This is a genomic window from Roseomonas sp. SRI_022 (assembly GCF_057586215.1).
The window spans coordinates 50,095-63,095 of the sequence record NZ_JBYCZL010000007.1; the positions used below are offsets into that span (position 1 = coordinate 50,095).

General features: G+C 69.7%; 12 protein-coding genes. 10 read left to right on the forward strand and 2 right to left on the reverse strand.

Going from position 1 to position 13,001, the window contains the following annotated elements; translation table 11 throughout:
* Positions 1–99: 99 nt before the first annotated feature.
* The 6 genes from AC2YHJ_RS08575 (at position 100) to AC2YHJ_RS08600 (ending at position 8,069) form a co-directional block, all read left to right on the forward strand.
* Positions 100–1,743: a lysine--tRNA ligase gene (locus tag AC2YHJ_RS08575; protein WP_487395358.1), complete on the forward strand. Its 1,644-nt coding sequence runs from the start codon at positions 100–102 to the stop codon at positions 1,741–1,743.
* 2 nt (positions 1,744–1,745) lie between these two features.
* On the forward strand, positions 1,746–3,698 hold the full coding sequence (locus tag AC2YHJ_RS08580; protein WP_487395614.1) for a phosphatidylglycerol lysyltransferase domain-containing protein: 1,953 nt from the start codon (positions 1,746–1,748) through the stop codon (positions 3,696–3,698).
* A gap of 66 nt (positions 3,699–3,764) precedes the next feature.
* The gene (locus AC2YHJ_RS08585; RefSeq protein ID WP_487395360.1) at positions 3,765–5,069 is read left to right on the forward strand and encodes a UDP-glucose dehydrogenase family protein; all 1,305 of its coding nucleotides are present in this window, start codon (positions 3,765–3,767) and stop codon (positions 5,067–5,069) included.
* A 10-nt stretch (positions 5,070–5,079) separates the two neighbouring features.
* Positions 5,080–6,492 (forward strand): phosphoglucomutase/phosphomannomutase PgmG, encoded by a 1,413-nt coding sequence (gene pgmG, locus AC2YHJ_RS08590; protein WP_487395361.1) that lies wholly within the window; start codon positions 5,080–5,082, stop codon positions 6,490–6,492.
* Between the two features lie 264 nt (positions 6,493–6,756).
* The gene (locus AC2YHJ_RS08595; RefSeq protein WP_487395362.1) at positions 6,757–7,731 is read left to right on the forward strand and encodes a Bug family tripartite tricarboxylate transporter substrate binding protein; all 975 of its coding nucleotides are present in this window, start codon (positions 6,757–6,759) and stop codon (positions 7,729–7,731) included.
* Positions 7,728–8,069: a gamma-glutamylcyclotransferase family protein gene (locus AC2YHJ_RS08600; RefSeq protein WP_487395364.1), complete on the forward strand. Its 342-nt coding sequence runs from the start codon at positions 7,728–7,730 to the stop codon at positions 8,067–8,069. Before AC2YHJ_RS08595 ends, AC2YHJ_RS08600 begins: the two co-directional genes overlap by 4 nt.
* Here the strand turns inward: AC2YHJ_RS08600 and AC2YHJ_RS08605 are convergent, their stop codons facing one another.
* A complete protein-coding gene (locus AC2YHJ_RS08605) occupies positions 8,070–9,365 on the reverse strand; it encodes a flavin monoamine oxidase family protein (RefSeq protein ID WP_487395365.1) in 1,296 nt (431 codons plus the stop codon).
* On the opposite strand from AC2YHJ_RS08605, the gene AC2YHJ_RS08610 reads away from it, so the two are divergent.
* Positions 9,364–10,470, forward strand: a complete 1,107-nt coding sequence (locus tag AC2YHJ_RS08610; protein ID WP_487395367.1) for a DSD1 family PLP-dependent enzyme — start codon at positions 9,364–9,366, stop codon at positions 10,468–10,470. The genes AC2YHJ_RS08605 and AC2YHJ_RS08610 overlap by 2 nt on opposite strands.
* A gap of 49 nt (positions 10,471–10,519) precedes the next feature.
* The gene (locus tag AC2YHJ_RS08615; protein ID WP_487395369.1) at positions 10,520–11,173 is read left to right on the forward strand and encodes an FABP family protein; all 654 of its coding nucleotides are present in this window, start codon (positions 10,520–10,522) and stop codon (positions 11,171–11,173) included.
* A 6-nt stretch (positions 11,174–11,179) separates the two neighbouring features.
* Here the strand turns inward: AC2YHJ_RS08615 and AC2YHJ_RS08620 are convergent, their stop codons facing one another.
* Positions 11,180–11,830, reverse strand: coding sequence for a S24 family peptidase (locus AC2YHJ_RS08620; RefSeq protein ID WP_487395370.1), 651 nt, complete (start codon positions 11,828–11,830; stop codon positions 11,180–11,182).
* A gap of 168 nt (positions 11,831–11,998) precedes the next feature.
* On the opposite strand from AC2YHJ_RS08620, the gene AC2YHJ_RS08625 reads away from it, so the two are divergent.
* Both AC2YHJ_RS08625 and AC2YHJ_RS08630 read left to right on the forward strand, forming a co-directional pair.
* Positions 11,999–12,373 carry a hypothetical protein gene (locus tag AC2YHJ_RS08625; protein ID WP_487395371.1) on the forward strand — a complete coding sequence of 125 codons (375 nt, stop codon included), beginning with the start codon at positions 11,999–12,001 and terminating at the stop codon, positions 12,371–12,373.
* Positions 12,374–12,539: 166 nt separating this feature from the next.
* Complete coding sequence (locus tag AC2YHJ_RS08630) at positions 12,540–12,980, forward strand: hypothetical protein (protein ID WP_487395373.1); 441 nt, start codon at positions 12,540–12,542, stop codon at positions 12,978–12,980.
* Positions 12,981–13,001: the final 21 nt, after the last annotated feature.

A 13,001-nucleotide genomic window follows, 5' to 3' on the forward strand; every position in this document is an offset into this window, starting at 1 on the left:
GGCCGGATGGCCGGCGCCCGCCGCGTGAGGGCAAAACTAAAACTCCGCCGGGGTCGCCTCGCGACCCCGGCCAACCTATAACGCCCCTCCGATTCACGCATGAGTTTCGACACCGTGATGAACCAGCCCCCTGCCGATCTGACCGCCGTGAAGGCCTGGCCCTTCGAGGAAGCGCGCAAGGTTGCCGCGCGGCTGGCCAAATCGGGCAAGGGCGAAGCGTTGTTCGAGACCGGCTACGGCCCCTCGGGCCTGCCGCATATCGGCACCTTCGGGGAGGTGGCGCGCACCACCTGGGTGCGTCGCGCCTTCGCCCTGCTGACCGGGCTGCCATCCCGCCTGATCGCCTTCAGCGACGACATGGATGGCCTGCGCAAGGTGCCGGACAATGTGCCGAACAAGGAGATGCTGGCCGAGCATCTCGGCCGGCCTGTCACTGCCATCCCCGACCCCTTCGGGACGCACGAATCCTTCGGGCATCACAACAATGCCCGGCTACGCGCCTTCCTCGACGCCTTCGGCTTTGACTACGAATTCGCGTCGTCGTCCGATTACTATCGGTCCGGCCGCTTCGACGACGCGCTGATCCGCATGGCGGAGAAGCATGAGGAAGTCCGAGGCGTCATCCTGCCGACGCTGGGGCCTGACCGTCGTGCGACCTACTCGCCCTTCCTGCCGATCCACCCCAAGACCGGCGTGGTCATGCAGGTGCCGATGGAGGAAGTCCGCCCTTCCGAGGACCTGTTGATCTGGCGCGATCCGGCAGACGGCACGCGCCACGCCACGCGCATCACGGGCGGCCACTGCAAGGCGCAGTGGAAGGCCGACTGGGCGCTGCGCTGGTACGCGCTCGGCGTGGACTACGAGATGTCGGGCAAGGATCTGATCGATTCCGTGCGGCTGTCCTCGGCGATCTGCCGCGTGCTCGGCGCCGAGCCGCCCGAGGCCTTCACCTACGAGCATTTCCTCGACGAGCAGGGCCAGAAGATCAGCAAGTCGAAGGGCAACGGCCTGACCATCGACGAATGGCTGCGCTACGCGCCGGCCGAGAGCCTGTCGCAATACATGTACAACCAGCCGCAGCGCGCCAAGCGGCTGTTCTTCGACCAGATCCCGCGCGCGGTGGATGAATACCTCCAGCACCGCGCCCGGCTGCGCATCGCCGCCGATCCAACCAACCCCGCCTGGCACATCCATGGCGGCGCCGTGCCGAACGATCCCGAGCCGCCGGTGTCCTTCACCATGCTGCTCAACCTCGCATCCGTGGTGAATGCCGACGACCCGGCGATCCTGTGGGGCTTCCTCGCCCGCTACGCGCCAGGTGCCACGCCCGCGACGCAGCCGATGCTCGGCAAGCTTGTCGAGCACGCCGTGCATTACTACCGGGACTTCGTCGCGCCCACGAAGCGCTTCCGCACCCCGACCGAGGCGGAGCGCGCGGCGCTGACCGCGCTGATGACCGCGCTGCGCGACCGCGCCGTGGACCTCGAGGCCATGCCGGCCGAGGAGCGAGCGAAGGAGATCCAGGACCTGGTCTATGACGCCGGCCGCCGGGAGCCCTTCCTGCAGCCGAACAAGGACGGGTCCATGGGCGTGTCCCGCGGCTGGTTCAACGCGCTGTACCAGGTGCTGCTGGGGCAGGAGGAAGGCCCACGCTTCGGCGGTTTCGTCGCACTCTACGGCATCGCCGGCACGATCGGGCTGATCGAGACGGCGCTTACCCGGCAGGAGAGCCCGGCCGCGTGACCATGGGCGCGCGCCTGCTCGCGCTGGTGAAGCGGCATGGGCCGACCGTCTTCGGCCTGCTGCTGCTGGGTGGCGCGCTCTTTGTCGTGCAGCGCGAATTCCGCACGCTCTCCTGGGCCGACATCAAGGGCGCGCTGGACGGCACCTCGGCAACCTCCCTATGGGCCGCGGCGGGCTTCACCCTGCTCGCCTACATTGTGCTGACCGCCTACGACCGGCTCGGCTCGGTCTATGCGGGCCATCCGGTGTCCTATGCGCGGACCTCGCTGGCGTCCTTCGTCGCCTATTCGCTGGCGAACAACCTCGGCTTCGCGACGGTGTCGGGCGCGGCGATCCGCTACCGCTTCTATGCCGCCTGGGGGCTGCCGCCGCTCGCCATCGCCAAGGTGGTGGCCTTCACCTCCCTGACCTTCGGGCTCGGCGGCTTTGCGCTGGGCGGGCTGGTGCTGGTGGCGGAGCCCGAGATCCTGTCCTTCTTCACCGAGAGTGCGCCGCGCTGGGCGAAGCAGGCGACCGGGCTGGTGATGTGGGCGATTGTCGCGGCCTATGTGCTGCTGGCGCGCTTCGTGCCGCATTTCCGGCTGTTCGGGCACCAGATCGACCTGCCGGGCTTCCGCATGGCGGTGGCGCAGACCGCGCTCGCCTCGGCCGATGTGGCGGTCACCGCGCTGATCTTCTGGACGCTGCTGCCGCATGCGGATGGCCTGACCTTCCTGCACTTCCTCGGCATCTACGTGCTGGCCCTGTCGGCGGGCATCGTCGCCAACGTGCCGGGCGGGATCGGCGTCTTCGACGGGGCGATCCTGCTGGGGCTGTCGGGCCATCTCGCCGCGCCGGTGGTGATCGGCGCGCTGCTGCTGTTCCGCCTGTACTACTATATCGTGCCGCTGTTCATCGCCGGCCTGATGTTCGCGGGCTTCGAGGTCAGCCAGCGCCGCCACCTGATGGATCGCATCGCGCCCGAGCGCGGCGTCGCGATTTCCTTCGAGGTGCCGGCGATGGCCGCGCTGACCGGCCTCGCGGCGATGACCATGATCATCATCGGCGCGCTGCCGCCCAAGCCGAACATGCTCGATGGCATCTTCGACCTGCTGGACGAGGCGGCGAGCCATTTCGCCGCGTCGGTGGTTGGCTGCCTGTTGCTGGTCGCCGCCTATGGGCTGATGCGGCGGCTCGCGATCGCCTGGTGGGCGGCGCTGGTGCTGCTGCTGAACGGCGCGCTGGTCGTCTGGCTGCGCGGGGAGCCATGGTGGCTCACCGGCGGCTTCCTGCTGCTGGCTGTGCTGCTCGCCACCGTGCGGCCGGCCTTCTACCGCCGCGCCCGGCTGACGGCGGAACCGCTGACAGCCGAAACGGTCGCGGCACTCGCCGCGCTGTCGCTCAGCGCGCTGACGCTGGCGGGCATCGCCTATGCCGGGCCGTTCGGCGAGATGTCCTGGTGGGCGGTGGTGATGTCGGCCGAGACGCCGGACTCGCTGCGCTTCGCCGTGGGCCTGGCGGGCGTGCTGCTGCTGGCGGCCGCGGCACGGCTGCTGCGCCCGGCGCGTACCGGGGCGGTGGCCTATGACGAAGCGACGCGGCAGCGCTTGCTCGCCCTGGGCGCGGTCGCACCGGCGATCGGGGGTGCGGATGGCGCCATCTTCGGGGAGGCGGGCCGCGCCGGCTTCGCCTTCGTGAAGCGGGAAGGGATCTGGCTCGGCCTCGGCGATCCGGCCGGGGAGGAGCGCGACCGGGTGTCCGCCATCTGGCGATTCCGTGATGTCTGCGAGCGCGCCGGCGTCGATCCCGCCTTCTGGCGCGCCGGGCCGGGGCTGCTGCGGGTCTATGCCGATATCGGGCTGACGCCCTTCCCGCTGGCCGCGGGGCCGGGCGGTCCGCTCCACCTGCTCTGCCGCCCCGAGCGGGACATCGAGGCGCTGCTGACGCTGCTGCCGAAGGTGGACGATGCCGCCTGATCGGCTTGCCAGACCCGCCATGACGCGTCATTCCACCCCCATCTGGCCCAGATACGAGGGATCCCCATGCGCATCGCCATGATCGGCGCCGGTTACGTCGGTCTTGTTTCCGGCGCGTGCTTCGCCGAATTCGGCGTGGACGTGACCGTGATGGATGTTGACCCCGACAAGATCGCCGGCCTGCATGCCGGCCGCATGCCGATCTACGAGCCGGGCCTCGACAAGCTGGTCGCGGAGAATGTGCGGGACGGCAGGCTGACCTTCACCACCGACCTGTCGGTCGCGGTGAAGGGGGCGGATGCGGTGTTCCTCGCGGTCGGCACGCCGACCCGGCGCGGCGACGGGCATGCCGACCTGACCTATGTCTATGCGGCGGCCGAGCAGGTGGCGAAGGCCGCCGACGGCCCGCTGGTGATCGTGACGAAATCCACCGTGCCGGTCGGCACCGGGCGCGAGGTGCAGGCGATCGTCCGCCGCGTGCGGCCGGACGCGAAGATTTCGGTCGCCTCGAACCCGGAATTCCTGCGCGAGGGCAGTGCGATCGGCGATTTCATGCGGCCCGACCGCGTCGTGATCGGCGTCGACGACGACCATGCGACTTCGGTGCTGAAGCAGCTGTACCGCCCGCTTTACCTGATCGAGACGCCGGTGCTTGCCGTGAGCCTCGAGACCGCGGAGCTGATCAAGTACGCCGCCAACGCCTTCCTTGCGACCAAGATCACCTTCATCAACGAGATCGCCAATCTCTGCGAGAAGGTCGGCGCCGATGTGCATGACGTGGCGCGCGGCATGGGCCTCGATGGGCGCATCGGGCGGAAGTTCCTGCATCCCGGCCCGGGCTATGGCGGGTCGTGTTTCCCGAAGGACACGCTGGCGCTGGCGCGCACCGCGCAGGATGCCGGCGCGCCGATCCGCCTGGTCGAGGCGACGATCGCGGTGAACGACGCGCGCAAGGCAGAGATGGCGGAGCGCATCCTCGCCGCACTCGGCCCGGACCCGAAGGGCAGGTGCGTCGGCGTGCTGGGCGTGACCTTTAAGCCCGAGACGGACGACATGCGCGATGCGCCGTCCCTCGTCATCCTGCCGGCGCTGGTCGCCGCGGGGGTGGAGGTGCGCGCCTATGACCCGCAGCCGGGCCATGCGCGCCAGGCGCTGCCGGCCGCGGTCGGCTTCGCCGGCACGGCGCTGGACGCCGCGAAGGGTGCTGATGCCGTGGTGGTGCTGACGGAATGGAACGAATTCCGCGCGCTGTCACCGGATCGCCTCAAGGCTGCCATGAAGGGCGACGTTGTTCTCGACCTTCGCAATGTCTGGGATCCGGCGGCGATGCGCGCCGCCGGTTTCACCTATTCCTCCATCGGCCGCCCGTGACGGAGTGACCATGCCCGCCTTCCATCATCGCTTCGATTCCACCGTCCTGCGCGAATACGACATCCGCGGGATCGTCGGGAAAACCTTGAAGCCCGAGGATGCCTTCGCGATCGGCCGCTGCTTCGGGTCCGTGGTGGTGCGCGACGGGGGCAAGCGCGTCGCCGTCGGCTATGACGGGCGGCTGCATTCGCCGGAACTGGAGGCGCAACTCGTCGCCGGGCTGCGCGCCTGCGGGGTGGAGGTCGTGCGCATCGGGCTGTGCGCGACGCCGATGCTGTATTTCGCCGCCTATGACCAGGAAGCCGATGGCGCGGTGATGGTGACCGGCAGCCACAATCCGCCGGACTACAACGGCTTCAAGATGATGATCGGCAAGAAGCCGTTCTATGGCGCCGCGATCCAGGAGATCGGCCGCATGGCCGGCGAGGGCGACGTGGTGCCGGAGAGCGTGGGCACCGACCGCGCCGTGGACATCGCCAACCGCTACGCCGATCGCGTGCTGGCCGATTGGGATGGCGGTGACCGCAAGCTGAAGGTGGTCTGGGACCCGGGCAATGGCTCGGCCGGGCCGATCGTGAAGGCACTGGCGGCCCGCCTGCCGGGGACGCATTACGTCATCAACGGCGATGTGGACGGCAATTTCCCGAACCACCATCCCGACCCGACCGTGGCGAAGAACCTGGAGCAGATCATCGCCGAGGTGGCGCGCGAGAAGGCCGACCTCGGCATCGCCTTCGACGGTGATGGCGACCGCATCGGCGTCGTGGACAATGAAGGCCACATCCTGTTCGGCGACCAGTTGCTGATCGTGCTGGCGCGCGATGTGCTGAAGGCGCGGCCCGGGGCGACCATCATCGCCGACGTCAAGGCATCCCAGGTGCTGTTCGATGAGGTGGCGAAGGCCGGCGGCAATCCGCTGATGTGGAAGACCGGGCATTCGCTGATCAAGGCGAAGATGGCCGAGACCGGCAGTCCGCTGGCGGGTGAGATGTCGGGCCACATCTTCTTCGCCGACAAATGGTATGGCTTCGACGACGCGCCGTATTCCGCCGTGCGGCTGCTGGGCATCGTTGCGCGCATGGCCGGTTCGCTGTCCGAGGTGCGCGCCGCCCTGCCGCAGGTGATCAACACGCCGGAACTGCGCTTCAACTGTGAGGAAGCGCGCAAGTTCGTGGTGGTGAAGGAGGTCAAGGACCGCCTGGCCGCGGAGGGTGCGAAGGTGCAAGACGTGGACGGCGTCCGCGTGCTGACGGATGACGGCTGGTGGCTGCTGCGGGCGTCCAACACCCAGGCCGTGCTGGTCGCGCGCTGCGAGGCGACGACCGAGGCGGGGCTCGAACGGCTCAAGGCGCAACTCGTGAAGCAGCTGGTGGCGAGCGGTCTGGAAGCGCCGGACTTCTCCGCCGAGAACGCGGGCCACTGACGCCCGCCTTCGGCGTCGGTCAGTTGAGTCTTTGTTGATCCCTCAGGCGGCGGGCGGCGGCCATCCGGCCGCCTTGCCTTCGCGCCCTGCACTGGTGCGCCGGGGGCGGCGATTGGTCTGGGCGCGGTCGCGCCTTGCGCTCCCGGCGCGATGCTTGGCATCGCGCCGACGCTCCGCCAGTCACGGCTTTCCGTCGCCGCAGAAGCCGGTCTAGCCTTCCCTTCCAGCGCGCCCGGCAACAGGGCCGCAGGAGGAGAACCGGGAATGACCTTCGATCGCCGATCCTTGCTGCTCGCCACGGGCGGCCTGCTGGCCGCCCCCGCGCTGGCGCAGGATTTCCCCAACCGCCCCATCCGCATCGTCGTGCCCTTTCCGGCCGGCGGCACCACGGACCTGCTGGCGCGCCTGTTCGCCCAGCGCATGACCGAGGCGATGGGCCAGTCCGTCGTGGTCGAGAACCGTGGCGGCGGTGGCGGGTCGATCGGCGCGGATGTCGTCGCCAAGGCGGCGCCGGATGGCTACACGCTGCTGTTCCACAACATTACCTTCCCGACCACCACGGCAGCGATGACGCTGACGGGGCGGCCGCCGCACGACATCGACCGCGACTTCGCGCCGCTGTCGCTCGGCGCCAATGTGCCGCTGATCATCCTCGCCAATCCATCGGTGCCGGTGACGGACCTCAAGGGCTTCGTCGAGTGGGCGAAGGCGCAGCCGCGCCCGCCCTTCTACGGTTCGACCGGCCCCGGTTCCTTCATGAACATGGTGGGTGAGGTGCTGATGCGCGACGCTGGCATCCGCATGGAACACGTCCCGTTCCGTGGTGCCGCGCCGCTGGTGCAGGAACTCATCGCCGGGCGCGTGCAGTTGGGTGGCGACCAGATTTCGACCTGCTTCACCCATGTGCGTTCCGGCGCGCTGAAGGGGCTGGGCAATGTCGCCTCCCGCCGCGCCGGCGTGCTGCCGGATGTGCCGACGGTGCGCGAACTCGGCTTCCCCTCGCTGGAGCTGGAGGGCTGGAACGGCTTCTTCGCCCCCGCGCGCACGCCTGCCCCGGTGATGGCGCGGCTCCAGCGGGAGATCGCGGCCGCCGCGCGCAACCCCGACTTCGTCCGCCGCTGCGAGGAAGTCGGCGCCGAGCCGGTAGGTTCCGATTCCGACAGCTTCGGGGTCATGGTCCGCGCCCAGTCGGCGAAGATCCGCGACCTGGTCGCCTCGGTGCAACTGCGGCCGGAGTGATCGTCTTCGTCTATGGCACGCTGCTCGATCCCGACGTGCTCGCCCGCATGTCGGGCGAGCCGTCCCTGCCGCGGCGGCTTCGCCCGGCGCGGCTCGTTGGCTGGCGACGGGTGTTCCTGCGCGGCACGCCTTATCCGACGCTGATCGAGGACGCGGCCGCCGTCGTGGAGGGCGCAGTGCTGCGCCCCGGCCCGGCGGCGCTGCAGCGCCTGTCGGACTACGAGGGCAGCGCCTATGCGCTGACGCCGGTCACGGTGACGACGGCGCGCGGCGTGCTGCGCGCGCAGGCCTGGATCGCGCCGGCCTGGCGTGCCGATGCGGCGCGCGACTGGCCCTGATCAGGGGACCGCGCGGGCGGCGTCCTCGCCGCTGAGCCAGGCGCCTGCGACGGTAGCGGCGAAGCGCGGATGGCAGGCTTCGCCGGCGAAGCACAGCCTGCCATCCGCGAGCGGGCGCGCCAGCGCGGTGCGCGCGGCCTGCGCGCCCGGGATGGCGTGGCTGTAGGAGCCGAGGAACAGCGGGTCCTCGGCCCAGCGCGTGACCATGGCGGGGCCAAGGGCGGCAGCGGCGCGCTGGCCGAAGACAAGGCGGGCTTCCTCGCGTGCCTCGGCCTCGGCGCGTTCGGGGTCGCCGGCCATCTCCCAGGCGCGCGCGCCACCGCAGAAGGCGATCATCAAGGGGGCGTGAAACAGGCGCGCGACCCAGGACATCGGGCGGTCGTCGGCATCGACGAGGGCACGGCGCAGGCTCGCATAGGAAGGCAGGTCCGGCGCCTCGGGGTGATCTGCCCGGAAGGCGATCTTGGTCAGCAGGCCGAGCGGCAGGGCGTGGATCGCGGTTTGGGTCTCGAGTGGCAGGGGCGGATCGAAGGCGATGCTGCCGGAAGCCAGGACGCCCGTGGACACGGTCACGATGGCGGACCTGGCCTCGATGCGCCCGAAACTGCCTTCCGCGACCACGCCCCTCGCGCCCCAGCGCAGGCGTTCCACGCGGGAGGCCAGGCGGATCGGCAAGCCCATGCCAAGGCGATGCACCAGCATGCCGATGCCGTCCGGGGTGATCAGGTTTGGCCCGTCCAGCGCCGTCGCGGCGAAGTCGTGCAGCGACATCAGGGAAAGTTCGGCGGCGCAGATCTGGGCACCTTCCCAATGCGCGACTGTTGAATCCCATGGGCCGCTGGCCGGGGCGGCCTCGGCAGCCGGGCGGTCGGGGCCACCATCCCGGGCTGCGGCTTCGATGGCCACCCAGAATGCGTCCTCAGCCGCTGCGAAGGAGCGACGCTCGGCCGGGGTCGCTGCGCGTCCGAAGGCGTGCAGGCGGCGCTGGCGCAGGGCGTCATGGTCGATCAGCGGCATGCCCAGCGCCCGGGCCAGCGGCGTCAGCGGATTGTCGTTCCCCTGATGCAGCCAGGATGCGCCGAGATCGAAGGCCGTGCCGACGATCTGGTTGCTGGCTTGCGTGCGGGCCCGCCCGCCTATTCCGTGGCCGCCTTCCAGCACGACGCAGGACCGCCCGCGCGCGGCCAGCGCCCGCGCCGCCGCGATCCCCGCGCAGCCGGCGCCGATGACGAGCACGTCTGGATCGGATGGCAACATCGCCGCATCATGCCGCGACAACGCGAAGGGATGAACCATGCTGCAGTCGCCGCCCGCCGAACCCGGCATGCGTGAGGATGAGGTCGATACGCCGGCGCTGCTGATCGACCTCGACGCGTTCGAGCACAATCTCGACACCATGGCCGCCCTGCTGGCGCCGACCGGCGCCAAGCTGCGGGCGCACGCCAAGACGCACAAATCGCCGGTGGTGGCGAAGCTGCAGATGGCGCGTGGCGCCGTCGGGCAATGCGTGCAGAAGGTCGCGGAGGCCGAGGCGCTGGCCTGGGGCGGCATCCCTGACGTGCTGGTCACGAACCAGGTGGTCAGCCCGCGCAAGCTCTCGCGGCTCGCCGCACTTGCGCGGATCTGCAAGATCGGCGTCTGCGTCGATGATGCCGCGCAGATCGCGCTGATCGAACAGGCGGCGGAAGCGGCCGGCGTGCGCATTCCCGTGCTGGTGGAGATCGATGTCGGCATGGGCCGCGCGGGCGTCGAACACGGCCCGCCGGCCGTCGCACTTGCCGAACGGATCGCGGCCAGCAAGCAACTGACCTTCGGCGGTCTGCAGGCCTATCACGGCAGCGCGCAGCACATGCGCACGCCGGAACAGCGCGCGGCGGCCATCGCCGAAGCCGCTGCGCGGTCGCGGCGCACGGTGGAGCAGTTGAAGCAGCGCGGCCTCGACTGCCCCATCGTCGGCGGCGCGGGCACCGGCACCTTCCGGCATGAAGCGGCGAGCGGCGTCTATACCGAGATCCAGGCCGGGTCCTACGCCTTCATGGATGTGGACTACGCGAAGAACGACGACGCACCGCCCTTCCGCCACGCGCTGTTTGTGCTGACGCAGGTGATGAGCCGCGCGACACCCGGCGTCGCGGTGGTGGATTGCGGGCACAAGGGCGTGTCGGTGGATTCCGGCATGCCGGGCGTGTGGCAGCGCCCTGGGCTTCGCTATGCCGGCGCATCGGACGAGCACGGCAAGATCCTGATCGAGGACGGCACCCCGCCGGCGCTGGGCGAGAAGCTGCGGCTGGTGCCCGGGCATTGCGACCCGACAGTCGACCGCTACGACTGGTATGTCGGCGTGCGGAAGGGGCGGGTGGAATGCCTCTGGCCGATCGCGGCGCGGGGGGCGATGGCCTGAAGGGAGCCGATGGCGCTAGCCTCGGGCGAGGCCGAGGAAGGATCGCCCGATGCTGCCCATTCCGAAGGACATCTACACGGAACCCGAGGCCTCGCCGGACGGTCTCGCCAATCTCGGCCCGCTGCGCGGCCTTGCGGGGGTCTGGGCGGCGGATAAGGGCATCGACATCAATCCCAAGGCCGAGGGGCCGGAGCGGCGGGTGTTCCGCGAGCATGTGCGGATGGATGTGATCGATCCGCAGACCAATGGGCCGCAGCTTCTCTACGGCCTGCGCTACCACATCCACATCAACACACCGGACGAGAAGATCACCTTCCACGACCAGGTCGGCTATTGGCTGTGGGAACCGGCGACGGGGCTGATCCTGCAAAGCCTGACGATCCCGCGCGGGCAGATCGTGCTGGCGGCGGGGCACGCCAAGCCAGGGGACAAGCGGATCTCGGTTTCCGCGACGCGCGGCGACGACCGCTACGGCATCTGTTCGAACGCCTTCCTGGACGAGGCGTTCCGCACCGACCGCTACAGCTGCGCCATCACCTTCAACGAGGATGGCAGCTGGACCTATGAGGTCGAGACGGACCTCATGATCCGGGGCACCCAGCCCTTCAACCACCACGATACGAACACGCTGAAACTGGTCGCGCCGCCGCAGCCCAACCCACTGCAGGCGATCCTGAGCGGGCAGGGCGGGAAGGCGGGCTGATCGCGCCTACTGGCTTGCCCAGATGATCCTGTGCATCCAGGCGATCTCCGGCAGCTCGAAACTGTAGGAGGGATGCGCCGGGTTCAGGCTGGCGAGCTCGATGCGCTTGGCCGATTGCCGGCGCAGTTCCTTCGCCATCACCTCCCCCTTCGCGGTGCGCACCACCACGCGGTCGCCGCGCCGCACGGGTGCGGCGGGGGAGACGACCACGACATCGCCGTCGCGGAACACCGGCTCCATGGATTCACCGGAGATCTCGAGCGCATAGGCATTGGGATCGCCGATCTCGGGCAGGGAGATCTCGTCCCAGGACCCGCCGACGGGATAGCCGCCATCGTCGAAGTATCCCTCGCCGCCCGCCTGGGCGAGGCCGATCAGCGGCACGCGCCGCCCGGCACCGCCGCGGCCGCCGCCGCGCGGCAGCGCCGGCAGGCCGGAGACGAGGGAGGCGAAATCCTCGATCCCCCGGCCTGTGGCGGTCAGCACCTTGGCGACGCTCTCGGTGGAGGGCCAACGCGCGCGGCCATCGGCGCCGATGCGCTTGGAGGGGTTGAAGGCGGTGGGGTCGAGCCCCGCCTTGCGCGCCAGGCCCGAGGCGGACAGCCCATGTTCCGCCGCCAGAGCATCGAGGGCGCGCCAGATATCGTCATGCCGCATGGTGGATGGTCCCGATGGCGCGACTCCAGATGATGTGCCGCGTCCTGGGCAACCTATCCTAGGTTTTGTTTCAGAAATCAATAGGTGCATGTTCCTTTTCGACCTTGCCCTTCGCAACTGTTGCGTTTAATGTTCTCGTATTGTTCACCTGACAGGCGAGAAACCCCCATGCGACCTGCCCCCCGCAGCGCCCACGTCCCCCGCTTCGCCAGCATTACCGCCGCGGAGCCGTTTCGCTCCGCCGAGGAGGCCTGGTTCTGGACCATGGCGGCACTGACCGCGCGGCGTGACGGCGCCCGCATTTCCGCCGGCAAGGGCGAGAAGGTGCGCCCCTGCGAGCCGGACGACGTCATCAAGTGTCTCGACCGGCTGTACCGCCACCGGCGCATCGACCTGATCCATGCCCGCGTGATGCGCGTCTGGGGCGAGCGCGGCCAGGCGCCCGACCCGCGCCACCTGTCCGAGCGCGCCGATGCCGCGCAGTGGCGGGAGGCGATGGACCGCCTGGAATGGCCGCTGCGCGTGAAGGGGATCGTGGCGTGACGGGACGGAACCGGGAAGGGCTTTGCCCCTCCCGGACCCTCCCTACCAAAGGCCTAGAGGCCTTTGGGAGCCTCCACTTGGCGCCCAGGGCCAAGGTATCGGCATTCCAAAGGCCCCCTGGCCTTTGGTGGGGTGGTTTGGAGGGGCAAGGCCCCTCCAATGCCGCATGACCCCGCGCCTGCGCCTCGCCCGCGACGCCCCGCAGCAGGTCTGGATCGCCTTCGGCGGCGATGCCGACCAGCCCTGGCTGCGCCCGCTGCGCCGCGGTTTCCGCCACTGCTTCGCCGCGCTGCGCGATGAGGCCGGCTGGACCGTGCTGGAACCGCTGTCGGGACGGCTGATGATCATGCGCCTGGCGGTGCCGGCGGGCTACGACCTGCCGGGCTTCTATGAGCGGGCGGGGCTCGCCGTGGTTGGCCCCTTCGCGCCGGGGGCGCCGCGCAGGACCTGGCTGCCCGAGCTGCTACCCTTCACCTGCGTCGGGCTGTGCCGCGCGGTGCTGGGCGCTGGCGCGCCGCGCGCGGTCACGCCTTGGGGCCTGTTCCGGCGGCTTGGTAAGATTTCTGCAGGAAATAAGAAAAAAGTCTTGTATACGCTACCGAACTAGGATAATTATCCGATCGCCAAG

Bases quoted from the DNA above. Each gene is read 5' to 3' on its own strand.
- AC2YHJ_RS08575 (WP_487395358.1), top strand. From the start codon at position 100: ATGAGTTTCGACACCGTGATGAACCAGCCCCCTGCCGATCTGACCGCC.
- AC2YHJ_RS08580 (WP_487395614.1), top strand. From the start codon at position 1,746: ATGGGCGCGCGCCTGCTCGCGCTGGTGAAGCGGCATGGGCCGACCGTC.
- AC2YHJ_RS08585 (WP_487395360.1), top strand. From the start codon at position 3,765: ATGCGCATCGCCATGATCGGCGCCGGTTACGTCGGTCTTGTTTCCGGC.
- pgmG (WP_487395361.1), top strand. From the start codon at position 5,080: ATGCCCGCCTTCCATCATCGCTTCGATTCCACCGTCCTGCGCGAATAC.
- AC2YHJ_RS08595 (WP_487395362.1), top strand. From the start codon at position 6,757: ATGACCTTCGATCGCCGATCCTTGCTGCTCGCCACGGGCGGCCTGCTG.
- AC2YHJ_RS08610 (WP_487395367.1), top strand. From the start codon at position 9,364: ATGCTGCAGTCGCCGCCCGCCGAACCCGGCATGCGTGAGGATGAGGTC.
- AC2YHJ_RS08605 (WP_487395365.1), bottom strand. From the start codon at position 9,365: ATGGTTCATCCCTTCGCGTTGTCGCGGCATGATGCGGCGATGTTGCCA.
- AC2YHJ_RS08615 (WP_487395369.1), top strand. From the start codon at position 10,520: ATGCTGCCCATTCCGAAGGACATCTACACGGAACCCGAGGCCTCGCCG.
- AC2YHJ_RS08620 (WP_487395370.1), bottom strand. From the start codon at position 11,830: ATGCGGCATGACGATATCTGGCGCGCCCTCGATGCTCTGGCGGCGGAA.
- AC2YHJ_RS08625 (WP_487395371.1), top strand. From the start codon at position 11,999: ATGCGACCTGCCCCCCGCAGCGCCCACGTCCCCCGCTTCGCCAGCATT.
- AC2YHJ_RS08630 (WP_487395373.1), top strand. From the start codon at position 12,540: ATGACCCCGCGCCTGCGCCTCGCCCGCGACGCCCCGCAGCAGGTCTGG.